This is a genomic window from Ensifer sp. ENS07, from assembly GCF_014852185.1.
GTDB classification, from domain to species: Bacteria; Pseudomonadota; Alphaproteobacteria; order Rhizobiales; family Rhizobiaceae; genus Ensifer; species Ensifer adhaerens.
The window spans coordinates 1220794-1244319 of the sequence record NZ_JACVBE010000001.1; the positions used below are offsets into that span (position 1 = coordinate 1220794).

At 62.9% G+C, this 23526-nt stretch carries 19 protein-coding genes; 13 read left to right on the forward strand and 6 right to left on the reverse strand.

Annotated features, from left to right (window positions below):
• The first annotated feature begins 202 nt into the window (after positions 1-202).
• The 8 genes from pcsA (at position 203) to IB277_RS06180 (ending at position 9114) form a co-directional block, all read left to right on the forward strand.
• Positions 203-928: a phosphatidylcholine synthase gene (gene pcsA, locus IB277_RS06145; RefSeq protein WP_034790952.1), complete on the forward strand. Its 726-nt coding sequence runs from the start codon at positions 203-205 to the stop codon at positions 926-928.
• A gap of 9 nt (positions 929-937) precedes the next feature.
• Positions 938-1909 (forward strand): quinone oxidoreductase, encoded by a 972-nt coding sequence (locus tag IB277_RS06150; RefSeq protein ID WP_192370801.1) that lies wholly within the window; start codon positions 938-940, stop codon positions 1907-1909.
• 48 nt (positions 1910-1957) lie between these two features.
• The gene (locus IB277_RS06155; protein ID WP_060582171.1) at positions 1958-3532 is read left to right on the forward strand and encodes an ABC transporter ATP-binding protein; all 1575 of its coding nucleotides are present in this window, start codon (positions 1958-1960) and stop codon (positions 3530-3532) included.
• A complete protein-coding gene (locus IB277_RS06160) occupies positions 3522-4616 on the forward strand; it encodes an ABC transporter permease (protein WP_060517054.1) in 1095 nt (364 codons plus the stop codon). The genes IB277_RS06155 and IB277_RS06160 overlap by 11 nt, the downstream gene beginning before the upstream one ends.
• Complete coding sequence (locus IB277_RS06165; RefSeq protein ID WP_090295594.1) at positions 4616-5536, forward strand: ABC transporter permease; 921 nt, start codon at positions 4616-4618, stop codon at positions 5534-5536. Before IB277_RS06160 ends, IB277_RS06165 begins: the two co-directional genes overlap by 1 nt.
• Positions 5537-5585: 49 nt before the next feature.
• Complete coding sequence (locus tag IB277_RS06170; protein WP_090295794.1) at positions 5586-6656, forward strand: BMP family ABC transporter substrate-binding protein; 1071 nt, start codon at positions 5586-5588, stop codon at positions 6654-6656.
• A 219-nt stretch (positions 6657-6875) separates the two neighbouring features.
• Positions 6876-7655 (forward strand): FadR/GntR family transcriptional regulator, encoded by a 780-nt coding sequence (locus IB277_RS06175; RefSeq protein WP_051659212.1) that lies wholly within the window; start codon positions 6876-6878, stop codon positions 7653-7655.
• A 166-nt stretch (positions 7656-7821) separates the two neighbouring features.
• Complete coding sequence (locus tag IB277_RS06180; protein WP_090295591.1) at positions 7822-9114, forward strand: hemolysin family protein; 1293 nt, start codon at positions 7822-7824, stop codon at positions 9112-9114.
• A 276-nt stretch (positions 9115-9390) separates the two neighbouring features.
• Here IB277_RS06180 and glp read toward each other — a convergent pair whose 3' ends face one another.
• From glp to IB277_RS06205, 5 genes are read right to left on the reverse strand one after another with little or no spacing between them, the layout of a single operon-like run.
• Positions 9391-10602, reverse strand: a complete 1212-nt coding sequence (gene glp / locus IB277_RS06185; protein WP_090295588.1) for a gephyrin-like molybdotransferase Glp — start codon at positions 10600-10602, stop codon at positions 9391-9393.
• Between the two features lie 4 nt (positions 10603-10606).
• Positions 10607-11095, reverse strand: coding sequence for a cyclic pyranopterin monophosphate synthase MoaC (moaC, locus tag IB277_RS06190; RefSeq protein ID WP_090295584.1), 489 nt, complete (start codon positions 11093-11095; stop codon positions 10607-10609).
• Entirely contained in the window at positions 11095-11910 is an 816-nt protein-coding gene (gene trpC / locus IB277_RS06195) for an indole-3-glycerol phosphate synthase TrpC (RefSeq protein ID WP_090295582.1), read from the reverse strand. Before trpC ends, moaC begins: the two co-directional genes overlap by 1 nt.
• Before the next feature lie 14 nt (positions 11911-11924).
• Positions 11925-12938: an anthranilate phosphoribosyltransferase gene (gene trpD, locus IB277_RS06200; protein ID WP_090295580.1), complete on the reverse strand. Its 1014-nt coding sequence runs from the start codon at positions 12936-12938 to the stop codon at positions 11925-11927.
• 17 nt (positions 12939-12955) lie between these two features.
• On the reverse strand, positions 12956-14845 hold the full coding sequence (locus IB277_RS06205) for a peptidylprolyl isomerase (RefSeq protein WP_090295578.1): 1890 nt from the start codon (positions 14843-14845) through the stop codon (positions 12956-12958).
• Positions 14846-15195: 350 nt separating this feature from the next.
• On the opposite strand from IB277_RS06205, the gene IB277_RS06210 reads away from it, so the two are divergent.
• Positions 15196-16842, forward strand: a complete 1647-nt coding sequence (locus IB277_RS06210; protein WP_034791009.1) for a Na/Pi cotransporter family protein — start codon at positions 15196-15198, stop codon at positions 16840-16842.
• Positions 16843-16853: 11 nt separating this feature from the next.
• On the opposite strand, the gene IB277_RS06215 is transcribed toward IB277_RS06210, so the two are convergent.
• Positions 16854-18614, reverse strand: coding sequence for a hypothetical protein (locus tag IB277_RS06215; protein ID WP_090295576.1), 1761 nt, complete (start codon positions 18612-18614; stop codon positions 16854-16856).
• Between the two features lie 243 nt (positions 18615-18857).
• Here IB277_RS06215 and glmU point away from each other — a divergent pair, with 243 nt between their 5' ends.
• The 4 genes from glmU (at position 18858) to IB277_RS06235 (ending at position 23503) form a co-directional block, all read left to right on the forward strand.
• Positions 18858-20228 carry a bifunctional UDP-N-acetylglucosamine diphosphorylase/glucosamine-1-phosphate N-acetyltransferase GlmU gene (glmU, locus tag IB277_RS06220; RefSeq protein WP_090295573.1) on the forward strand — a complete coding sequence of 457 codons (1371 nt, stop codon included), beginning with the start codon at positions 18858-18860 and terminating at the stop codon, positions 20226-20228.
• 231 nt (positions 20229-20459) lie between these two features.
• Entirely contained in the window at positions 20460-22286 is a 1827-nt protein-coding gene (gene glmS, locus IB277_RS06225) for a glutamine--fructose-6-phosphate transaminase (isomerizing) (RefSeq protein ID WP_192370802.1), read from the forward strand.
• On the forward strand, positions 22286-22783 hold the full coding sequence (locus tag IB277_RS06230; RefSeq protein ID WP_371813568.1) for a GNAT family N-acetyltransferase: 498 nt from the start codon (positions 22286-22288) through the stop codon (positions 22781-22783). Before glmS ends, IB277_RS06230 begins: the two co-directional genes overlap by 1 nt.
• 18 nt (positions 22784-22801) lie before the next feature.
• Complete coding sequence (locus IB277_RS06235) at positions 22802-23503, forward strand: DUF502 domain-containing protein (RefSeq protein WP_034791018.1); 702 nt, start codon at positions 22802-22804, stop codon at positions 23501-23503.
• Positions 23504-23526: the final 23 nt, after the last annotated feature.

Here is a 23526-nt window from a genome sequence, read left to right on the forward strand (position 1 = left end):
GCCTGCGAAATAAATGGGTAGAATCAGCGCAGAAGCAATTTGCAGGTGTCCACAGGACAATGGGGCGAGGGGAGGCTGTAATACTTGAATTTTAGTGGCGATGCGTTGCAAAGGGTGCATATTACGGGCAACGCGCCGCACAGCGGTCGAGGCGGGTCAAGGCCCGCACGGGGAAAACAGCAGGGGTGGGCGGCATCCGCAGATGAAGTTCTTTAACTATAGACGAGTTCCCTACGCCGAGATTCGCGCCTTTTCCGTGCATATCTTGACCGCCTCGGGGTCGTTTCTCGCCTTCCTGGGTGTCGTGGCTGCGGCCGAGCATCGCTTCGTCGACATGTTCTGGTGGCTGGGGCTGGCGCTGCTCGTCGACGGCATCGACGGGCCGATCGCCCGCAAGGTGCGCGTCAAGGAAGTGCTGCCCAACTGGTCGGGCGATACGCTCGACAACGTCATCGACTATGTGACCTATGTGCTGTTGCCTGCCTTTGCGCTCTACCAGAGCGGCATGATCGGCGAGCCCTGGTCCTTCGTGGCGGCCGGCGCGATCGTGGTTTCGAGCGCGATCTACTATGCCGATATGGGCATGAAGACGGACGAATACTTTTTCTCCGGTTTCCCCGTCGTCTGGAACATGGTCGTCTTCACATTGTTCGTCATTCAGGCGAGCGAGCTGACCGCGTCGATCGTCGTTTTCGTGTCGGTGGTCTTGACCTTCCTGCCGATCAACTTCCTTCATCCGGTTCGCGTCCAGCGCTTGCGACCGCTGAACCTCGGCATCTTCCTCTTGTGGTCGGCGCTCGGCATCTATGCGCTGCTCCTGCATTTTGCGACGCCGGCATGGGTCGTGACCGGCTTCGTCGTCACAGGCATCTATCTCTACGTGATTGGCTTCGTGCTGCAGATTTTCCCAAGTCTCGGCCGGAAATAGGAGCAGGCAATGGCACAGGCGATTGTGGTACGCGAACTCGGAGGACCAGAGGTCCTGAAGCTCGAAGGCGTGACACTCTCGCCGCCGGGGCCGGGTGAGGTACAGATCCGGCAGGTGGCCGTCGGCCTCAATTTCATCGACGTCTACTTCCGCACCGGCCTCTACAAGTCGGCTTTGCCCTTCGTGCCGGGCAAGGAAGGTGCCGGCATCGTCACTGCGGTTGGCGACGGAGTCAGCCTGTTTTCCGTCGGTGATCGCGTCGCCTATGCCTCGGCCGATGGTGCCTATGCGAGCGAGCGCAACGTCGATGCTGCGCAGTTGGTGAAGGTGCCCGACGGCATCAGCCTCGAGACTGCGGCTGCGATGATGCTGAAAGGCATGACGGCACAATACTTGCTCAACCAGACCTATCAGGTCGGTCCGGGCACGACGATTCTCTTCCATGCCGCAGCCGGCGGCGTCGGGCTGATTGCCGGCCAATGGGCGAAGGCGCTTGGCGCGACCGTTATTGGCACAGCGGGCTCGCAGGACAAGATCGATCTGGCGCTGGCGCATGGCTACGACCACGTGATCAACTACCGCACCGACAATTTCGTCGCGCGGGTCAAGGAATTGACCGACGGCCGCGGCGTTGATGTCGTCTACGATTCCGTCGGGCGCGACACCTTTCCGGCGTCGCTGGATTGCATCAAGCCGCGCGGCCTCTGGGTCAGCTTCGGCAATTCGTCCGGACCGGTGGAGGCTTTTAGCATCGGCATCCTGGCGCAGAAGGGGTCGCTTTTTGCGACGCGTCCGACACTCTTTGGTTACGTTGCCACGCGGCCTGCGCTGGAAGCGTGTGCAAATTCCCTGTTTGATATTGTGCAAAGCAACAAAGTGCGTATCAATATAAATCAGACTTATCCGCTTGCCGATGCGGGGCGAGCGCATACGGATCTCGAGACAAGAAAAACAAGTGGAACAACACTGCTGATTCCGTGATCGAAGCCTTAAGGCGGACGCGGATCAACAGAGGGGAAAGAGGGCAGCGTGCCTGTTGAGGGAGTAGCGGCGAACGGTCATCTATTGGCTGTGAGCAACCTGACGAAATTGTTTGGCAGCTTCGCGGCCTGCAATGGGATCAATCTGCAGATTGAACCGGGCGAAATTCACGCCCTTCTCGGCGAAAACGGCGCCGGAAAATCGACCTTGGTGAAGATGCTGTTCGGCGTATTGGCGCCGACGGCCGGCGAGATCCTCTGGCAGGGCCAGAGCGTGCGCATCGCCAATCCCGCGGCTGCACGCAGGCTCGGCATCGGCATGGTTTTCCAGCATTTTTCGCTGTTCGAGGCGCTGACGGTCGCCGAGAACATCGCGCTTTCCATGGATGCGAACATCTCGCTGGCGAGGGTAGCGGAAGAGGCGTCGCGCCTGTCGCATGCGTACGGCCTTCCGCTCGACCCCAAGGCGCATGTGGCGGATCTCTCGGTCGGCGAGCGCCAGCGCATCGAGATCGTGCGCGCGCTCTTGCAGAACCCGCGCCTCATCATCCTCGACGAGCCGACCTCGGTGTTGACGCCGCAGGAAGCCGACCGCCTGTTCGAAACGCTCTACAAGTTGAAGGCGGAGGGGCGCTCGGTTCTCTATATCAGCCACCGACTGGAAGAGGTGCAGCGCATCTGCGACCGCGCCACGGTGTTGCGTCACGGCAAGGTAACGGGCGCCTGCGACCCGAAGGCGGAAACCCCGTCGTCGCTGGCGCGCATGATGGTTGGCGGTGACGTCGCGGCGGTGACGGCCGAAGGCACCAGCGCCAAGGGCCAGGTGCATCTGGAAGCGCGGCACTTGACCGTGCCGGCGCGCACGCCCTTTGCCGTTTCGCTGAAGAACATCTGTCTCAAGGTGCATGCCGGCGAGGTGCTGGCGATTGCCGGTGTTGCCGGCAACGGCCAGGGCGAACTGTTCGATGCGCTCTCGGGCGAGTACCCGGTTGCCGACGATAATGCGGTGCAGATCCGCCAGAAGCCGGTCGGCAACCGCAACATCAATGCGCGCCGCCTGATGGGCGCGGGCTTCGTTCCCGAGGAGCGCCACGGCCATGCCGCGGTATCGGCGTTGCCGCTTTCGGACAATCTCGTGCTTGCCCGCAGCCGCTCGGACGCCAAGGCGTTTCTCGGCGGCGGCTTCCTCAAGATCATCCGTCGCGATGCGGTGACGAGCGCCACGAAGCGCATCTCCGAGGCGATGGACGTGCGCAAGAGTGGTGAGGATCCGCCGGCCGGCTCGCTTTCCGGCGGCAACCTGCAGAAGTTCATCGTCGGGCGTGAGCTCGACCGTCAGCCGAGCGTGCTCGTCGTCAATCAGCCCACCTGGGGCGTCGATGCGGGTGCTGCGAGCCGCATCCGCCAGGCGCTCGTCGACCTCGCCAAGGCCGGCTCTGCCGTGCTCGTCATCAGCCAGGACCTCGACGAAATCTTCGAAGTGGCGACGGAGATCGCCGTCATCAGCGACGGAAAGCTATCCGATCCCTATCCGGCAAAAGAGCTTTCGCGCGAAAAGATCGGCCTGCTGATGGGCGGCATGTACGGCAAGACGGAAGGCACGGAGGCCGCACATGCGCATTGAACTGGAAAAGCGCGCCAAGGTCTCGACGCTGTTTTCGATCCTGTCGCCGTTCATCGCCTTCCTGCTGACGATCGTCTTCGGCGGCATCATGTTTGCGCTTCTCGGCAAGAATCCGGTCATGGCGCTCTACAGCTTTTTCGTCGAGCCCTTGAGCGAGGTCTGGTCGCTGCACGAGCTGGCAATCAAGGCAGCGCCCCTGATCCTGATTGCCGTCGGGCTTTCGGTCTGCTTCCGCTCCAACAACTGGAACATCGGCGCCGAGGGCCAGTTCATCATGGGCGCGATTGCCGGCTCGATCCTGCCGGTGGTGTTTTATGACTGGCAGTCGCCGCTGGTGCTGCCGCTAATGATGCTGATGGGCATGCTCGGTGGTGCGCTGTTTGCCGCCATCCCCGCCTTCCTAAAGGCGCATATGAACACCAACGAGATCCTGACGAGCCTGATGCTGGTCTATGTCGCCCAGCTCTTCCTCGATTGGCTGGTGCGTGGACCCTGGCGCAATCCAGGCGGCATGAACTTTCCGGAGACGCGCACCTTCGCCGTCGATGCGATCCTGCCGGAAATGCTTGCCTCGGGACGCACCCACTGGGGCTTCGCCTTCGCCATCATAGCGGCGATCCTCGTCTGGTTCATGATGCGTTACACGCTGAAGGGCTTCGAGATTTCCGTGCTTGGCCAATCGGAGCGGGCAGGGCGCTTCGCCGGTTTCTCCTCGCGCAAGATGATCTGGTTTTCGATGCTGCTTTCGGGCGCTTTTGCCGGTCTGGCCGGCATCTCCGAAGTCAGTGGCGCGATCCAGCAGCTGCGCCCGGTCATCTCGCCCGGCTACGGCTTCACCGCCATCATCGTTGCGTTCCTCGGCCGCCTCAATCCGCTTGGCATCGTCGCCGCCGGCCTGGTGCTGGCGCTCACCTATCTCGGCGGTGAGGCGGCGCAGCTGTCGATCGGCGTTTCCGAGAAGGTGACGCGCGTCTTCCAGGGTCTCCTGCTCTTCTTCGTGCTCTCCTGTGACACGCTCATCCACTATCGCATCAAGCTGGTCTTCGACCGGTTGACCGCGACCAATAGCGAGGGGAGCCGCTGATGGGTATCGTCGAAGCGATCCTTCTGAGCGTCATCACTGCCGCAACGCCCCTGGTGTTGGCCGCGATCGGCGAACTGGTGACCGAACGGTCCGGCGTGCTGAACCTCGGCGTCGAGGGCATGATGATCATGGGGGCGGTCTCCGCCTTCGCGATTACCCAGATTACCGGTTCGCCCTATCTGGGCATACTTGCCGGCATCGCCTGCGGCGCACTGTTCTCGCAGCTCTTTGCCTTCCTCACGCTGAGCCTGGTAGCAAACCAGGTGGCGACGGGCCTGGCTTTGACCCTGCTCGGCATCGGCGTCTCCGGCATGATGGGCGAGAGTTTCCTCGGCATGCAGGGCGTCAAGCTGCAGCCGATCGCGATACCGCTTCTCGCGGATATCCCCTATATCGGGCCGCTGCTCTTTCGGCAGGATATCATTTTCTATCTTTCGATCGCGATCGTCGCGGGCGTGCATTGGTTCCTGTTCAAGAGCCGTGCTGGCCTCAAGCTTCGCGCCGTCGGCGATAGCCACGCCTCCGCGCACGCGCTTGGCGTCAACGTCATTCGCACCCGCTATCTCGCCGTGATGTTCGGCGGCGCCTGTGCCGGGCTTGCCGGCGCGCAGCTGTCGCTCGTCTACACGCCGCAATGGGTGGAAAACATGTCGGCCGGTCGCGGCTGGATCGCACTGGCGCTGGTGGTCTTTTCGTCCTGGCGCCCCTGGCGGCTGGTGGCCGGTGGCTATCTCTTCGGTGCCGTATCGATCAGCCAGTTGCATGCGCAGGCCTTCGGCCTCGGCATTCCCTCGCAGCTCCTTTCGTCGCTCCCCTATGTCGCGACGATCGTCGTCCTCATTCTCATTTCGCATAACCGGCGCATGACCCTGATCAATACGCCGGCATCGCTCGGCAAACCGTTTGTGCCGGACCGATGATTGCAAGCATTTCATACTGACGTTTCTCAAACCGACAGAGGTCAAGAAAATGAAAAAACTACTGCTCGTTCTCGCAAGCTCCGCGGCAGCGATCGGCTTTGCCACCGGTGCAAGCGCCCAGGAGAAGGCCAAGGTCTGCTTCGTCTACGTCGGTGCCAAGACCGACGGCGGCTGGACCCAGGCGCACGACATCGGCCGCCAGGAGCTGGAAAAGGCGCTCGGCGACAAGATCGAGACGCAGTATCTCGAAAGCGTGCCGGAAGGCCCGGATGCCGAGCGCGCGATCGAGCGTCTCGCACGCTCGGGCTGCGGCCTGATCTTCACGACGTCCTTCGGCTTCATGGACGCGACGATCAAGATCGCGCAGAAGTTCCCGGACGTGAAGTTCGAGCATGCGACCGGCTACAAGACCGCGCCGAACGTCGCGACCTACAACAGCCGCTTCTATGAAGGCCGCTACATCCAGGGCGTGATCGCCGCCAAGATGTCGCAAAAGGGCGTCGCCGGCTACATCGCCTCCTTCCCGATCCCGGAAGTGGTGATGGGCATCAACTCCTTCATCATCGGCGCGCGCTCGGTCAACCCGGACTTCAAGATCAAGGTCGTTTGGGCAAACACCTGGTTCGACCCCGGCAAGGAAGCCGATGCTGCCAAGGCATTGGTCGACCAGGGCGTCGATATCCTGACGCAGCACACCGACACGACGGCACCGATGCAGGTTGCCGCCGAGCGTGGCATCAAGGCCTTCGGCCAGGCCTCCGACATGATCAAGGCCGGCCCGGAAACGCAGCTGACGGCGATCGTCGATACCTGGGGCGCCTACTACATCAAGCGCACGCAGGCCTTCCTCGATGGCAAGTGGGAAACGACGTCGAGCTGGGACGGCCTGAAGGACGGCATCTTGACGATGGCGCCCTACACCAACATGCCTGACGACGTGAAGAAGCTCGCTGAGGACGCCGAAGCCAAGATCAAGTCGGGCGAACTGAAGCCCTTCACCGGCCCGCTGAAGAAGCAGGACGGCAGCGAGTGGCTTGCTGGAGGGGCGACGTCTGACGACGGCACGCTGCTTGGCATGAACTTCTACGTCGAAGGCGTCGACGATCAGCTGCCGAAGTAAGCAAGAGCCTACGAAACAGAATGCAAACCCCGCCATTTCGGCGGGGTTTGTCGTTTGGAAAACGCGTAAGGGTTGTTTCATCGTTCGGCGGTGCGCGGTTTACGGTTTTGCGGCCACCCTGGGGCTTTCCGGAATCGACTGTTCAAACTACATTCATTTGCGCAGGTTTAGGGGTGCCCCGCGTGCTCCGCACGAAGGCCTTGTGGCGCGTCGCGCCGTATGAAATCAGGCAGGGGAGTGCCTGGAGGAGATGGATTGAACAGGAGTTTGCTGGAAACCGTCGTGTCCGGCTCGCGCAAGCGCACGAGCCACGCACATGTTGTCGATCAACTCGGCAAGGCAATCATATCCGGCGAATTTCCGGTCGGCTCCATTCTTCCGGGTGATCCGGAACTTGCGGCACGCTTCAAGGTATCCCGAACTGTTCTGCGCGAAGCCATGAAGACGCTGGCCGCCAAGGGGCTGGTCGTGCCGCGTGCCCGCATCGGCACCCGCGTGACGCCGCGCAACGACTGGAACCTGTTCGACAACGACATCCTGACCTGGCACTTCGAATGCGGTGTCGACGAGGACTTCCTCTATCACCTCAGCGAAGTGCGCCTGGCCTTCGAGCCGCATGCGGCAGCACTTGCGGCGCGAAACGCGTCTGAGGCCGAAATCAGCCGCATGATGCGGCTCGCGGTTGCGATGGGCGAGGAGGGGCATAGCGCCGAGAGCCTCGCAAGCGCCGACCTGAAGTTCCACCTGGCTGTCGCCGAGGCCTCCGGCAACCCATTCATGCGCACGGTCGGCGGGCTGATCGAAGCGGCGCTGGTCGGTGTCTTCAAGCTGAGCTCTCCGGTCGCCGAAAAGGGCGGCATAGACGAGGTTGCCCGCAACCACATCCGTATCGTTGAGGAGATCGGCAGGCGTGACGAGGTCGGCGCACGGCTTGCCATGGAAAACGTGATCAAGATCGGGCGCGAGCGCGTTCGCAGCGCGCTGCAAAGTCGCAGTTGAGGCTGCGACCGGTCGAGATTGTTCAACAAAACAGCGCTCGGCCCTTCCAATGTTCAGAAGATTGCAGCGATTTCATTGCTTGTGCTTGCTCGGATCGCGCGCTGGCCTTATTTGGTGAGGGCTCGCTCCTTGTGGAGCGGCTTTCGTCAACGGTGATCTGGAGACCATGTCCGAGTTTTTTGTCATTTTCGTCCTGCTTTTGATCAATGCATTTTTTGCTCTCTCGGAAATGGCAATCGTCTCGGCAAGCAAGCCAATGCTTCGCCAGATGGCAAAACAGGGAAATGCCCGCGCCGAAGTGGCGCTGAGGCTCGCTGAAGATCCCGGCAAGTTTCTTTCTACCGTACAGGTCGGCATCACGCTCGTCGGCACCTTAGCCGGCGCCTACGGTGGCGCGACAATCGCTGCGAAATTTGCACCGCTGCTCGATGAGGTCGCTTGGATCAATCCTTACGGCAACACGGTTGCCCTCGTACTCGTCGTTACCCTCATCACCTTCCTGTCCGTGGTTATCGGCGAGCTCATTCCGAAGCAGCTGGCGCTGAAGAATTCCGAGGCGCTGGCCATGTTCGTCGCGCGCCCGATGCACTTCTTGTCGCGGATCACCGCGCCGGTCGTCTATCTCTTCGAGACCGCGGCGTCGCTTGCCATGCGTCTCCTCGGCATCCGTCCTGACGATCCTGATCATGTGACGGAAGAGGAAGTCCACGCGATCATGGCCGAAGGCGTCGAAAGCGGCGCCATCGAAAAGTCCGAGCACGAGATGCTTCGGCGAATCATCCGCCTCGGCGACCGCAACGTGAAGTCGATCATGACCCACAGGACCGAAGTGAGCTTCATCGACGTCAATGACAGCTTGGAAACGGTCGGTCGTAAGATCGATCAGTTCGGCCATTCCCGCTATCCGGTGGTCGATGGTCCGAGCGGCGACGTTCTCGGCGCGGTTCTCGCCAAGGAAATCCTGAACGCGCCGACCTCCGGTCCGTTCGACGTGCGTAGATACATCAAGGAAATCCACACCTTGCCGGAGACGGCGTCGTGCCTAAAGGCACTGGAAGCCTTCAAGTCGTCAAGCATCAACATGGCGATGATCGTCGACGAATATGGAAGCACTGAGGGCATTATCACCATCGCCGACATTCTCGAGGCGATCGTCGGCGTGCTGCCGTCGAACTACGACGACATCGAGCATGCGTTGATCCGCCAGCGCGAAGACGGAAGCTACCTTGTCGACGGCCGCACGCCGATCGACGAAATCCACCTGACGATCGGCATCGAGGGAATCGACGCCGACGGCAACTTCGAGACCATCGCCGGCTTCCTGGTGCAGCAGTTGCGCAAGACGCCGGAGGAGGGCGATGTCGCGATTGCCCATGGCTACCGCTTCGAAGTGGTCGACATGGATGCGCGCCGCATCGACAAGATCCTGGTCAGCCGCTCCGACGAGACGGTCAACTGATCCATGCGCGGCCAGGGGCGCACCCCGGCCTGCTGCGGCAAGAGCGGTGGCTGCCCCATGCGGCCACTTACACCGCTGCAAAGTGCTTCGTCACAAAACGTAGAGGGTCCGTGTCACGGCGCCGAATTGATGGCGCTCAATGACGAGGCCACGTGATCATCGCTGAGATTGTCCGAATAAGGATGATCGAGAGGACCCGCCATGAACGCGAAAAAGGTCGGGTTCTGCCCGGTCTTTTGTTTTTGCGCTCCCAGAGGTGGCTCGCGCTTGGTTCGTTCAGCGAAGCCTGAGAATGTCGCAGGTTGTGCCCGCAGGCGCTTCGGTGGCGTGCGGCGGGCGCACGATCAGGCAATCAGACTGCGCGAAAACCTTCATCATCGACGAGTCCTGCCGCGAGAAGGGATGGGCGACCAACGTGCCGTCGCTGTCCCGCGTAAGGCGCGCGCGCACATAGTCCTGCCTGACGTCGTTGCCCGGAAGCGGGCCTGCAAGCCGCGCGGTCGTTATGCGGTCGCGCGATGGTAAGCGGGCGAGCTTACGGGTCAGCGGCTCGAGGAAGAGCAGGGCGCAGACGAGGCTGGAGACCGGATTGCCCGGCAGGCCCAGCACCGTGGCCGTTCCGAGCTGGCCCACCATGAGCGGCTTTCCCGGCCGCATGGCGATGCGCCAGAAGTCGAGCGTCATGCCGCAGGCAATGAGCGTCGATTGCACCAGGTCATGGTCACCGACCGAAGCGCCGCCGAGCGTGACGATCACGTCGACATCGGCGTCCTGCGCCCGCCTGACCTCGGCACTGATCGCGTCCCGATCGTCGTAGACGATGCCGAGATCGATGACCTCGGCGCCGTTGTCGCGCGCGATCGCCGCGACGCCGAAGCTGTTGGAGGCGATGATCTGATCGTCGCCCGGCTTGTTGCCCGGAGCCACCAGCTCGTCGCCCGTGGCGAGGATTGCGATCCGCGGGCGCTTGAAGACCGGCAGGCTCGCATGGTTCATCCCCGCAGCGAGCGTCAAGCGTCCGGCGTCGAGCACGTCGCCCGCCGAAAGTGCCGCTTCGCCGGCGATAAAATCCTGGCCGGCCGTTCGAATATGCCGCCCCTTGCCGGGCACGAATTTGGTGCGGATCCGGTTGCCCGGCAACCGCTCGGTATCCTCCTGGATGATCACCGTATCGGCGCCCAATGGCACCGGCGCACCGGTGAAGATGCGCACGGCTTCGCCCGCTTTCATCTCCCCCTTGAAGCCGTGGCCCGCAGCCGATTGGCCGATCACGGTCAGTTCGGCCCCGACGGTCTCAATGTCCCCGTGGCGCACGGCGTAGCCATCCATCGCCGAATTGTCGAAGGCCGGATGGGTGACGCGCGCCGGGATATCTTGAGACAGCACGCGGGCGAGCCCGTCATGGAGGCCGACGAGCTCTGTCAATTGCGGTGGCGTGGCGCCGTGTAGGATCCGCTCGAGCGCGTCTTCGACGGACAGCAACACCATGGCCTCAGTTCCCTTCGCGTCGATAGTCGCCGGATCGCCCGCCGGACTTGCTGACCAGCTGGATGCCGCCGATTTCCATCTCGCGATCGGCCGCCTTCGCCATGTCATAGATCGTAAGGCAGGCGACGCTCACGGCCGTCAGCGCCTCCATCTCGACGCCGGTGCGTCCCGTCAGCTTGGCAAGCGCCTCGACCCGGAGGCCAGGAAGCGCCGGGTCCGGCGTGATATCGACCGTTACCTTGGTCAGCATCAACGGGTGGCAGAGGGGAATGAGGTTGGCCGTCTGCTTGGCGGCCATGATGCCGGCAAGCCGCGCCGTACCGATGACATCGCCCTTCTTGGCGTCGCCTTCGAGAATGAGTGTCAGCGTTTCAGCCTTCATGCTCACATGGCCTTCGGCGACGGCGATGCGTACCGTCTCGGCCTTGTCGCCGACATCCACCATGTTCGCTTCGCCGCTGCCACCGATATGCGTGAGCTTCGGCTTGCTCATCACTCGGCCGCCAGCGTGGTCGTAGCGCCGGTCAGGAGCGTGCGCGTTGCCGATTCGACGTCGCTCTTGCGCATCAGGCTCTCGCCGACGAGGAAGGTGGTGATGCCGCTCTTTTCCAGCCGCTGGCAATCCGCATGCGTGAAGATGCCGCTTTCGCCGACGAGCAGACGGTCGGCAGGCACCATTCCCGCAAGCTGCTCGGAAACCGAGAGATCAACCTCGAAGGTCCTGAGGTTGCGGTTGTTGATGCCGACGAGCGGCGAGGTGAGCTTCAGTGCCCGTTGCATCTCTTCGGCGTCGTGCACCTCGATCAGCACGTCCATGCCAAGCTCGAGGGATGCGTCTTCGAGGCGGCGGGCGTCGTCGTCGCTGAGCGAAGCCATGATGAGAAGGATGCAGTCGGCGCCCCAGGCGCGCGCCTCGAACACCTGGTAGGTGTCGAACATGAAGTCCTTGCGCAGCGCCGGCAGGGCGCAGGCCGCACGCGCCGCTTCGAGAAAGGCAGGCGCACCCTGAAAGCTCGGGGCGTCCGTCAGCACCGACAGACAGGCCGCTCCACCCGCTTCATAGGCCTTGGCGAGCGCCGGCGGATCGAAATCCGGGCGGATCAGTCCCTTCGACGGGCTTGCCTTCTTGATTTCGGCGATCAGTCCGAACGTGCCGGCGGCCTTGCGTGCGGCGAGCGCCGCATGAAAGCCGCGCGGGGTGGCCTGATCAGCGATACGCGCCTTGAGTTCGTCGAGCGAAACGTTCGACTTGGCAGCGGCGATCTCGTCGCGCTTGTAGGCTTCGATCTTGCGCAGGATATCCGTCATGTGCTGATCCTTCCTCAGGCCGCGTTCGATACGCTGATCAGGCGCTGCAGCGCGGTCTTGGCGCTGCCGCTTGAAAGCGACTGGCGCCCAAGCGCCATGCCTTCGGTGAGGTCCTTTGCCCGTCCGGCTATCATCAGCGATGCGGCCGCATTGGCAAGGGAAATGTCCCGGTAGGGGTTCTCGGCACCATCGAGCACTGCCTGGAGCGCGACCGCATTGTACGCGCCGTCGCCGCCCTTGAGCGCATCGATCGTCACCGTCTGAAGGCCGAAATCGGCGGGCGTCAGGGTGAAGGTGGAAATCTTGCCGTCCTTGAGTGCTGCGACCTCGGTCGTGCCGGTCGTCGTGATCTCGTCGAGGCCATCGCCGTGAACGACCCAGACATTGTCCGAGCCGAGATCACGCAGTACTTCGGCCAGCGGCTGCACCCATTGCGGCGCGTAGACGCCGACGAGCTGGCGCTTGACGCCTGCGGGGTTGGAAAGCGGGCCGAGCAGGTTGAAGATCGTGCGCGTTCCGAGCTCCACCCGCGTCGGGCCGACATGGCGCATGGCGGAATGGTGCTGCTGGGCGAACATGAAGCCGACACCGGCCTCGCGGATGCATTTCGATATGGCGTCCGGACCGATGTCGAGCTTGACGCCGAGGCAGGAGAGCGCGTCGGCGGTGCCTGACTTCGAGCTCAGCGCGCGGTTGCCGTGCTTGGCAACAGGCACGCCCGCGCCGGCGACGATCAGCGAGGCAAGAGTCGAGATGTTGTAGGTGCCGGCGCCGTCGCCACCGGTTCCAACGATATCGACCGCATCCGCTGGCGCATCGACCGGCAGCATGCGGGCGCGCATCGCGCTCACCGCGCCGACGATTTCATCGACGGTTTCGCCGCGCACCCGCAATGCCATCAGGAAGCCGCCGATCTGCGACGGCGTTGCGGCACCCGACATGATGATTTCGAAGGCGGCACGTGCGTCTTCGCGGTTCAGCGCCTCGCGGGCGGCGACCTTGGCGACGAATGGCTTCAGATCACTCATCGATGGTTTCCTTGGGCCTATCGTTGCGCAATGGCGGTTTCAGCGAGCGTCTGGTTGATCGAAACGCCGTAGGCGGCCTGCAGCGTGGCGACCATCTGGTCCAGGATGTCCTCGCCGCTGACACGGGCGAGGGCCTCGATCTGGCGGCTGTCGTCCTGCAGCACGTCTGCCGGGCCGGCGGTGTCAACCGAGGTGACCTGCAGGAGGATCTGCCCTTCGCCGCCGATTCCGGGAGCGTTGGTGACGTGGCCGTTCGCGCCGGAGAAGGCGGCAGCGACGGCTGCCGGGCTAAGGGCAGCATCAGCGGTCGCGCGCGTCAGGCCGGCCTTGGTTTCGACGACGAGGCCGAGTTCGGTCGCGACGTCGGCAAGCTTTGCGCCCTGCTCGACGCGCTGCTTCAGTTCGCCGGCCTTCGTGGCAAGTGCTGCGCGCTGCTGCTCAGCCATCCAGTCGGCGCCGATTTCGTCGCGGGCTTCGTCCAGCGTGCGATCGCGCGCCGGGATGACTTCATCGAGGTCGAACCAGACATAGCCTTCGCGGCCGACGTTCACCGGCAGGGTTTCAGCACCGACGTCGGCCTTGAAGACTTCCTGGAGAAGGGCTGCCTGTTCCGGCAGGCCGGCGACGTCATCGCCGTTCTTGTCCTTGCCGGTCGCGTCCACCGCATCGACGGTTACGAGCTTCAGCTTGAGCTGGTCGGCGACTTCCTTGATCGGCGCGCCGGAAGCGCGCTCGTCTTCGATCTTGTCGTGCAGGCGCATGACTTCTTCGCCCGCTGTGGAAAGGGCGATGTCCTTGCGCAGTTCTTCCTTCACTTCGTCAAGGCTGCGGACGGTTTCCGGGCGGATGTTCGTCACGCGCAGGATGACCGGCCCGAAGGCACCGTCGACAACCGGCGTCACGCCGTCGGCCTGAAGTGCGAATGCTGCTTCGCCGATCTTGGCGTCGGGAACGCGATCCCTCGTGAACTCGCCGAGAAGTACGTCGGCAGAAGACTTGCCTTCGGCCTTTACGAGATCGTCGAAGCTGGTGCCGGCAGAGAGCTTTGCCGACGCAGCGTCAGCCGCTTCACGCGACGTGAAGGAGAGCTGTTCGATTGTCCGCGCAGCAGCGCTGCGGAAGCTTTCCTTGCGGCGTTCGTATTCGGCGCGGATCTCGTCGTCGGTGACAACGGTCGGGTCGGCAACGTCAGTCGGCTCGAGCTTCACATAGGTGATCTTGCGATATTCCGGCGCACGGTAGTTCGCCTTGCGGCTGTCGTACCAGGGAGAAAGCACGTCGTCGCCCGGCACCTTGACCGGATCGATATTGGCGTTCGAGAGCAGCAGGTAATCGATCGTGCGCTTCTCGTGCCGGTAGGCGCCGATCGCGTCGGTGAGAACCTTCGGAGCGACATAGCCGTCAGACAGCGCGTCGACGATCTGCGAGCGGATCGCCGTCTGGCTCTGGCTGTTGATGTAATCCTGTTCGCGCAGGCCCGCATTGCGCAGCACGCTCGAGAACGTCAGTCGGTCGAACTGGCCGTTGACGCTGTGGAATGCCGGATCGTCGGCGATCAGTTTTGCGAGCCGATCCTGCGACAGGCCGAGATTCATGTCGTTGGCGAGTTGGTCGAGAGCCGCGCCGGCGACGATCTGCGAGTAGACCCGCTGCTCGATGCCGAAGGCACGTGCCTGCTGCGGCGTCAGCCGCGTGCCGAGCTGGCGGGAAGCCTGTGCCAGCATGGTCTCGTAGGCGAGCCGGAATTCCGGTGGCTTGACCTTGACGTCACCGACGACCACCACCGCATCCGACTGGTTCGTCATCGTCAACGATGAGCCGCCCCACACCATGAACGACAGAACGAGAACGATTAGCAGGCCTTTGACGACCCAGGTCTGGGCGGCGCTTCTCAGAAATTCGAGCATGGGGGCAGAAACCTCGTTGCAATGCGGTGGCCATCGGCCAAACGAATTCGTTCCTTAAAACAAACGAAACAGGAAATGAAGGGTTGTTTGCCGCAAATTGCGCCCATGCAACGGGATCGGCCGCCCGGAGCAACCGTCTGGTTTTCAATGGCTGCCGCGACAGCTGCGCGAGCTGCCTGGATGAGGCGGGCGGCGTCCGTCGATCGGACCGGCGCGGGTGACCAACTCGATGTCGGATTCGTTAGCCGGCAACCGAAAATTATCTGTCACATTGGCTCGAACATGCCGCGGTTCTGTGGTTCTGTTGCAGGGGCGGAGCGATTCTTTGGAGCTTCCGCGGGAAAGATTCCATGCAGTCGACAATCGTGATGGTAAACCTGTTTGGAGCAGTGGCACTGCTTCTCTTCGGCCTGTCCCTCGTCAAGGACGGGGTGACCCGTGCCTTCGGGGCTCGGCTGCGCGCCGGCCTTGCCCAGGGAACCGACGGCTCTCTCCGTTCCTTCGTGACCGGACTTGTCGCGACGCTTGCGCTGCAAAGTTCCACGGCCACCGCATTGATGACCGCATCCTTCGTGGAAAAGGGGCTCATCCGCTCGCGCATGGCGCAGATCGTGCTGCTTGGCGCCAATCTCGGCACGGCGATGACGGCCTGGATCGTGGCGACCGGAATAGAATGGCTGTCGCCGCTCGTCATTCTCATCGGCGTGGTCTTGCACCGCGCAAGCCGGTCGAACGCGCGCCAGGGTCTGGGTGCTGCTTTCGTTGGCATCGGCCTCATGCTCCTGTCGTTACATCTTTTGGGCGCGGCGACGGAGCCGATGCGTGACAGTCCGGCCCTTGGGGCCTTCCTCTCGATGCTCGACAGCGCCTGGCCCGTAGCGCTTCTCATTGCCGCGGGACTTGCCTTTGCGTCGTCGTCCAGTCTGGCTGTGGTGATGCTGGTGCTGTCACTCTCGACGACGGGCATCCTCAGCGTCGGGTTGACGGTGGCACTCGTGCTTGGCGCCAATCTCGGTGGCGCCGTTCCGCCTGTCATGGCAACGCTCGGTTCCGCCCCGTCGGCGCGCCGCGTCACCATAGGCAACCTTGTCGTTCGCGCCATTGGCTGCCTGATCGCGCTTCCGCTGACAGGCATGAGCGTGGAGTTTCTGCAGAGCCTGCCGCTGCCGCGCCAGAACCTGCCGGTCGACATTCATCTGGCCTTCAACCTCGCGGTCGCCATTCTTGCCTGGCCCTTTGCCGGTTTGCTGTCGCAGCTGATGGCCCGGTTCATTCCGGATGGAGAGGCCGAGGAGACCGGCCCGCGTTATCTCGATGAGACGACGCTGAATACGCCGGTCATGGCGCTTTCGGGAGCCACCCGCGAGGTCTTGCGCGTCGGCGATCTGGTCGAGGCGATGCTGATGCGTGCCGCGAACGCCTTCAACAACAATGACCTCTCGGATATTCGCGATATCGGCAAGTTCGAAAAACAGGTCGATCAGCTGCAGCAGGAGGTCAAGATCTTCCTGTCGCGCTTGGGCCGCGATGGCCTGAGCGCCGAAGACGGCCGCCGCTCGATCGTCATCATCGACTACGCCATCAATCTCGAGCATATGGGCGACATCATCGAGAAGGGGCTGTGCGAGCAGATCACCAAGAAGGTCAGTAACGGCCTGAAGTTCTCGGAGGAGGGCTATCAGGAGCTCAAGAGCCTCTTCAACCTGACGATCGACAATCTGCGAGTCGCCCAGACCATCTTCGTCACCCGCAATGCCGATCTCGCCAAGCAGCTCATCGAGGTGAAGGTCAACGTGCGTCACATGGAGAAACGCTCGGCGGAGCGCCATATCGAGCGGCTGCGCGACGGGCTGGTCCAGAGCCTGCAGACGAGCTCCCTGCATCTCGACATGCTCCGGGATCTGAAGCGCGTCAACGCGCATATCGCTTCCGTCGCCTATCCCATCCTTGAGGAAAATGGGCTGTTGAGCGAGAGCCGCTTGCGGCCGGGCGCCTAGCGTCGCGTCGATCAGCCGCCGGTGTTGGCAGCGGGCTTCAGGCTGTTTCGGACAAAGGCGTCGTAGCAGCTTGTCAGCGTGATCCGGCTGTGAGCCGTTTCAAGGCTCGGCAGATAAAGCGACAGCAGCGTCTGGTTGACATTGGTCACCGGGCAGGTCGGCACCAGCGCGACGTCGACCGCATCGAGGGCGGCGCGAACATTTTCATCCGGCGGCGGAATGGCGCGGAAGGGATCTGCGCCGATCGCGACATGCAGCGGGGCACTGCGGTCCATCAGCCACGGAAAGGGATTGGTGAAGTCGACGTTGAAGATCGTCCGGAAGCGTACGCCGCTCGAAGCCTCGTAGGCCGTCAACGCGTCGATCGCTTCGTCGACATTCATCAGCCATCCCGTCTGAAAATCGAAGTCGCTGTAGAGCAGGAACGACGGCAACTCGCCAGTTTTGGCGAAGGCGTCGAATGCGGGACGCTCGGTCGCGTAGAGGATGCGCAGACGCTCGGCGCGCAGTGCCAGGATGGGCCGTACATTGACGGCGCCCATGGTTTTGAGGTTGCGGCTTTCCAACGGCACGTTGTTGACAGCCCCGATCCATGCGCGGGTGCTTTTTTGCACGACGGCTGTGGCCGGCGGCAGGGCTGCCGCGAGGGCGAGAACAGCGACGGCAACTGCGACAGGCCGTGTTTTGGCGGCTGCGACCTCATCGATCGCGAGCTTGAGGAGCAGCGGCAGCAGGAAGATGAACGCCTGACTGCCGGTGTTCTGGCTCTCAAAGACGATACCGGCAAGAACGAAGGCTGCAAGCCAGAAAAACGGCTGGTCGAAACTTCGGCAGAGAGCCGCCATTGACGGGCCTTTTCCAAGCTGGCGCAGCGACTGGGCGAAGGGCGCAAGCTGCGTGCCGAGGAGCACCAGGCACAGCAATCCCGCCGGGATCAGCAGACCGGCATTGAGGGAGGCGGCCTGCAGCAGCCGCGGCAGCAAGCTGCCGTCATTGACGGAAAGCAGCGCCAGGATATCGGCAAGATAGGCAGAGACGCCGCCGCGGGCGAGTTCGACGCTCGCAAGGATGGCGATGACCACGAGCCCCGCCATGATAGCCGACCGGAACGGCAGGCGCCCCGCAGCAAAGGCCATGAGGCACATGAGCGTGCCGGCAACCGCGCCGGTGATCTTGACGAAGAACAGTGCCGCCATGGCGCCGGCGACCGTCGCGACGAGCAGCCGACGATCGCGTACGTGGACAAGTGCGGCTGCGAGTACATAGAGAAGCTGGCAGACCTGGCGGTTGTAGATGCCGAAACCGTCGGACCCGGGATAGGGGTAGAAGTCGCCGGTGTTGAACGGCAGCACCGAAAACACCAGGAACGGCAGCAGGATCGCATAGGCGACTGCCGTCGAACGCTTCTGGACATCGGTGACGACCAGCGCGATCAGCGGCCCACTGACGAGAAGCAGGCACCAGCTCGCCAGGAGCAGCGGCTGGCCGTTCGGAAAGATGCCCTGCAGGGCGGCGAAGAGATAGTAGCCGAGGGCGCCGACGGGGGTGAAGAAATCGACCGACGGGATCTGGCCGTCGCGGATACGATTGGCGGCATCGAGATAGAGATAGTGGTCCCAGAACATCGGACCGATCGGCTGCGGGATCGTGAAGCTGAGCAGAACCGCGAGCACACCGAGCACAAGGGCAAGCAACAGAAGCGGAGATCGCGCGAGAGGAATGACCGCGCCGGTAGACTTTGCCGGTGTGTCGATGTCGGTGCGGCTGTGCATTGCGGCTTGATCCCCCGAAGGAGCGATGCACCCGCACGGTTTTGCTGACACAGGCTCCGCGCCTTCTTATGCCATCATCCGGTTTTAAGCCGGTTAATGCGACGTGATTGTGAGAATTATGCTTCTCGCAATATGTTGCTGCTAGCACCGCGCCGAATCGAAAGGCGATTTTGTACTTGAGCCGATTCCGATCTAAGGGATTGTGCAGTGGGCGTGAGCCTGGAAGAGACCAAGGAGAGATATATGGAACGGACGTGCCTGGCCATCGTTTTGGCTGCGGGTGAAAGCACGCGGATGAAATCGTCCATGTCGAAGGTGCTGCATCCGGTGGCGGGCCGGCCGATGATCGCCCACGTCGTCGAGGCGCTCTCAAACGCTTCCATCTCGGATATCGCTCTCGTCGTCGGCCGCGACGCCGACGCGGTCTCGGCTGCCGCCGACATCGGCGGCGTGTCGGTTTCGTCCTATCTGCAGAAGGAACGGCTCGGCACCGGCCATGCGGTGCTTGCTGCCCGCGACGCCATCGCAAAGCGGTTCGACGACATTCTCGTCGTTTTCGGCGACACGCCGCTGATCCAGCCTGAACCACTTCGGGCCGCTCGCGAGGGACTTGCGGCCGGCAACGATGTGGTGGTGATCGGCTTCGAGGCGGCAGACCCGTCGGGCTACGGCCGCCTGATCGTAAAGGACGGCGCGCTGCTCGCCATTCGCGAGCACAAGGACGCAACGGAAGAAGAGCGCCGCATCACCTATTGCAACGGCGGCCTGATGGCGATCGACGGTCGCAAGGCACTCGATCTTCTCGGCCGCATCGGTAACGCCAACGTCAAGGGCGAGTATTACCTGACCGACCTCGTGGAGATCGTCCGCGAGATCGGTGGGCAGGCGATTGCCGTCGAGGCCCCCGAAGAAGAACTGACTGGCTGCAACACGCGCGCCGAGCTCGCCTTCATCGAGCGGCTTTGGCAGCAGCGCCGCCGCCACGAGCTGATGCTGTCGGGCGTATCGATGATCGCGCCGGAAACCGTGTTTCTCGCCTGGGATACCGCGCTGGAGCAGGATGTCCTGGTCGAGCCGAATGTCGTCTTCGGCCCGGGCGTGCGCGTCGAGAGCGGCGCGATCATTCATGCCTTCTCGCATGTCGAGGGTGCGACGGTGCGCGCCGGCGCGACGGTCGGTCCGTACGCACGCCTGCGCCCGGGTGCCGATCTCGGCGAAAACTCCAAGGTCGGCAATTTCTGCGAGGTCAAGAAGGCTGAGATCGGCGCCGGCGCCAAGGTCAATCACCTGACGTATATCGGCGATGCGTTCGTCGGCGCAGGCACCAACATCGGCGCCGGCACGATCACCTGCAATTACGATGGTGTGAACAAGCACGAGACGCGGATCGGCGAAAATGCCTTTATCGGCTCGAACTCGTCTCTGGTTGCGCCGGTGACGATCGGCAACGGCGCCCTGGTCGCCTCCGGCAGCGTCATCACCGAGGATGTGCCGGCCGACGCCGTCGCCTTTGGCCGCGCACGCCAGGAGATCAAGCCTGGCCGGGCACGGCTGCTGCGCGAGCGGTACGAGGCGGTGAAGGCAGCCAAGAAGTCGGCGAAGGCTGCCGGTTAGGCCCGTGGTGCCCGCGTGTCCGCGGGTTCGCCTCGGATTTGCTGCATGTCGCTTGATTCCGCTAGGATTCGCGGGAACATGCGGCGGCGTTAAACATTGAAATCGAAAGTGAAATCGGGGCGGATTGCCTCGACCTGCAAATGCTTTACCAAGACAGCGCGCCGGGCGGCATTTCCGCCCTCGTTGAACAGGGGCGCCGATCGCGGCGCGGGGACGAATTCGGAGACGACTATGTGCGGTATTGTAGGCATCGTTGGCAACCAGCCGGTATCGGAACGACTGGTCGATGCGCTGAAGCGCTTGGAATACCGCGGTTATGATTCCGCCGGTGTCGCCACCGTCATTGGCGGCAAGCTGGAGCGGCGGCGCGCCGAGGGCAAGCTCGTCAATCTGGAGATCAGGCTGCGCGAAGAGCCGCTCGCCGGCACGATCGGCATTGCCCACACGCGCTGGGCAACCCATGGCGCGCCGACCGAACGCAACGCCCACCCGCATTTCACCGACGGGGTCGCCGTCGTCCACAACGGCATCATTGAGAACTTCGCCGAGCTGAAGGACGAACTGATCGCCAGTGGCGCAAAGTTCGAGACCGACACCGACACCGAGGTTGTGGCCCATCTGCTCTCCAAGTTCCGTCGCGAAGGCCTCGGCCGGCGCGAAGCCATGCACGCGATGCTGAAGCGCGTCACCGGTGCCTATGCGCTGGCGGTGCTCTTCCAGGACGATCCTTCGACGATCATGGCGGCGCGTAACGGCCCGCCGCTTGCGATCGGTCACGGCCGCGGCGAAATGTTCCTCGGCTCCGACGCGATCGCGCTTGCGCCCTTCACCAACGAGATCACCTATCTGATCGATGGCGACTGGGCGGTGATCGGGGCGAACGGCGTGCATATCTTCGACCTCGACGGTAACGTCGTCGACCGGCCGAAGCAGCTGTCTACGGCCGCCGCCTACATGATCGACAAGGGCAACCACCGGCACTTCATGGAGAAGGAGATCTATGAGCAGCCGGAGGTGATCGCGCACGCGCTCAGCCACTACATCGATTTTGCCGGCAACCGCATCAAGGCGCTCTCAGGCACGATCGATTTCGCCAAGATTCCGAGCCTTGCGATTTCCGCCTGCGGCACCGCCTATCTCGCAGGCCTCGTCGGCAAGTACTGGTTTGAGCGTTACGCGCGCCTGCCGGTGGAAATCGACGTCGCGTCCGAGTTCCGCTACCGCGAGATCCCGCTGCCTTCCGAGGCGGCCGCGTTGTTCATCTCTCAATCCGGCGAAACCGCTGATACGCTGGCGTCGCTGCGCTATTGCAAGGAACTTGGCCTGAAGATCGGTGCCGTGGTCAACACGCGTGAATCGACCATCGCGCGTGAATCCGATGCGGTCTTTCCGATCCTTGCCGGCCCGGAAATCGGTGTCGCCTCGACCAAGGCCTTCACCTGCCAGCTCGCAGTGCTGGCGTCGCTCGCGGTCGGTGCCGGTCGCGCCCGCGGCACGGTGAGTGCTGAGGAAGAGCAGGTCTTGGTTCGCTATCTCGCGGAAATGCCGCGCATCATGGGGCAGGTGCTGAACGCCGTTCAGCCGAAGATCGAGCTTCTTTCGCGCGAGCTGTCGAAGTGCCGCGACGTTCTCTACCTCGGCCGCGGCACCAGCTTCCCGCTGGCGATGGAGGGGGCGCTCAAGCTCAAGGAGATCTCCTATATCCATGCGGAAGGTTATGCCGCCGGCGAACTGAAGCATGGACCGATCGCGCTGATTGACGAGAACATGCCGGTTATCGTCATCGCGCCGCACGACCGCTTCTACGAGAAGACCGTTTCCAACATGCAGGAAGTCGCGGCCCGCGGCGGCCGGATCATTCTCATCACCGACGAGAAGGGCGCCGCCGCCTCGAAGCTCGAGACCATGGCGACGATCGTGCTGCCTGATGTCGATGAGGTCATCGCGCCGATGATCTTCTCGCTGCCGATCCAGCTCCTTGCCTATCACACGGCGGTGTTCATGGGCACCGACGTCGACCAGCCCCGCAACCTCGCCAAATCGGTGACCGTCGAATGATCTATGTCCGGCACGAGCGCCCCGGCGACGAAGCGGTGATACATGCCGTGACCGCGGCCGCCTTCGAAGGGCATCCGCACAGCGACCAGAGCGAACCCTTCATCATCGAGCGACTGCGTGAGTCCGCTGCGCTGAGTGTGTCGCTGGTCGCCGAGATGAACGAGGAAGTCGTCGGGCACATCGCCTTTTCGCCCGTCACTCTGACGCCGGAAGAGCCCGGCTGGTTCGGGCTTGGGCCGGTCTCGGTCAAGCCGGACGTTCAGGCCCAGGGCATCGGCCGGCAGCTGATCCTCGAGGGGCTCGAATGGCTGCGGGCGGAAGGGGCCGCCGGCTGCGTTGTCGTCGGTGATCCGGCCTTGTATCAAAAGTTCGGTTTCCGTAACGAATCGGCTCTTGTATTCCCCGGTTGTGCGCCGCAATATTTCATGGCGCTGGCTCTCTCCGGCGCGATGGCGGCCGGTACGGTCGCCTATCATCCGGCCTTCGGCGTCGAGTGAGGTTGAGACGGAAGAAGCATGACGGAACATTCGAAACGCGGCTATATCGGCACCCGGCTGCGCAACTACTTCCTGACGGGTTTGATCATCTGCGCACCGGTCGCGATCACCGTCTGGCTCGTGCGCACCTTCATCGACTGGGCCGACGGTTGGGTGAAGCCCTACCTGCCGAACTTCTATAATCCGGACACCTATTCGCCCGTGGCCATTCCCGGCTTCGGTCTGCTCGTCGCCATTTTCGTGATCACCTTCGTCGGTTTCATGACCGCAAACCTCGTCGGTCGGTCGATCGTGAATTTCGCCGAGTCGCTCCTCAATCGGACGCCTCTCGTCCGCACGATCTACAAGTCCACCAAGCAGATATTCCAGACGGTGCTGCAGGAACAGTCCTCCTCCTTCAAGAAGGCCGGGCTGATCGAGTATCCGAGCCCGGGCATCTGGTCGCTGGTGTTCATCGCAACGGATGTGAAAGGCGAGATCGCCTCGAAATTCAAGGAACGCGGCATGGACATGGTCGCGGTCTTCCTGCCGCCGACCCCGATCCCGACGGCGGGGTTCCTGCTGTTCATCCCGCGCGACAAGATCATCCCGCTTGACATGAGCGCGGAGGACGCGGCGAAGCTCCTGATCTCGGGGGGCCTCGTGACGCCCGACCAGAAGCCGCTCGCCAATGCACCTTTGAAAATCGGTCAGCAGAAGACTGAGATTCCCGTATCTTGATGCCGGGCCGCCGTGATCGTCGG

Bases quoted from the DNA above. Each gene is read 5' to 3' on its own strand.
- pcsA (WP_034790952.1), top strand. From the start codon at position 203: ATGAAGTTCTTTAACTATAGACGAGTTCCCTACGCCGAGATTCGCGCC.
- IB277_RS06150 (WP_192370801.1), top strand. From the start codon at position 938: ATGGCACAGGCGATTGTGGTACGCGAACTCGGAGGACCAGAGGTCCTG.
- IB277_RS06160 (WP_060517054.1), top strand. From the start codon at position 3,522: ATGCGCATTGAACTGGAAAAGCGCGCCAAGGTCTCGACGCTGTTTTCG.
- IB277_RS06165 (WP_090295594.1), top strand. From the start codon at position 4,616: ATGGGTATCGTCGAAGCGATCCTTCTGAGCGTCATCACTGCCGCAACG.
- IB277_RS06170 (WP_090295794.1), top strand. From the start codon at position 5,586: ATGAAAAAACTACTGCTCGTTCTCGCAAGCTCCGCGGCAGCGATCGGC.
- IB277_RS06175 (WP_051659212.1), top strand. From the start codon at position 6,876: ATGAAATCAGGCAGGGGAGTGCCTGGAGGAGATGGATTGAACAGGAGT.
- IB277_RS06180 (WP_090295591.1), top strand. From the start codon at position 7,822: ATGTCCGAGTTTTTTGTCATTTTCGTCCTGCTTTTGATCAATGCATTT.
- glp (WP_090295588.1), bottom strand. From the start codon at position 10,602: ATGGTGTTGCTGTCCGTCGAAGACGCGCTCGAGCGGATCCTACACGGC.
- moaC (WP_090295584.1), bottom strand. From the start codon at position 11,095: ATGAGCAAGCCGAAGCTCACGCATATCGGTGGCAGCGGCGAAGCGAAC.
- trpC (WP_090295582.1), bottom strand. From the start codon at position 11,910: ATGACGGATATCCTGCGCAAGATCGAAGCCTACAAGCGCGACGAGATC.
- trpD (WP_090295580.1), bottom strand. From the start codon at position 12,938: ATGAGTGATCTGAAGCCATTCGTCGCCAAGGTCGCCGCCCGCGAGGCG.
- IB277_RS06205 (WP_090295578.1), bottom strand. From the start codon at position 14,845: ATGCTCGAATTTCTGAGAAGCGCCGCCCAGACCTGGGTCGTCAAAGGC.
- IB277_RS06210 (WP_034791009.1), top strand. From the start codon at position 15,196: ATGCAGTCGACAATCGTGATGGTAAACCTGTTTGGAGCAGTGGCACTG.
- IB277_RS06215 (WP_090295576.1), bottom strand. From the start codon at position 18,614: ATGCACAGCCGCACCGACATCGACACACCGGCAAAGTCTACCGGCGCG.
- glmU (WP_090295573.1), top strand. From the start codon at position 18,858: ATGGAACGGACGTGCCTGGCCATCGTTTTGGCTGCGGGTGAAAGCACG.
- glmS (WP_192370802.1), top strand. From the start codon at position 20,460: ATGTGCGGTATTGTAGGCATCGTTGGCAACCAGCCGGTATCGGAACGA.
- IB277_RS06235 (WP_034791018.1), top strand. From the start codon at position 22,802: ATGACGGAACATTCGAAACGCGGCTATATCGGCACCCGGCTGCGCAAC.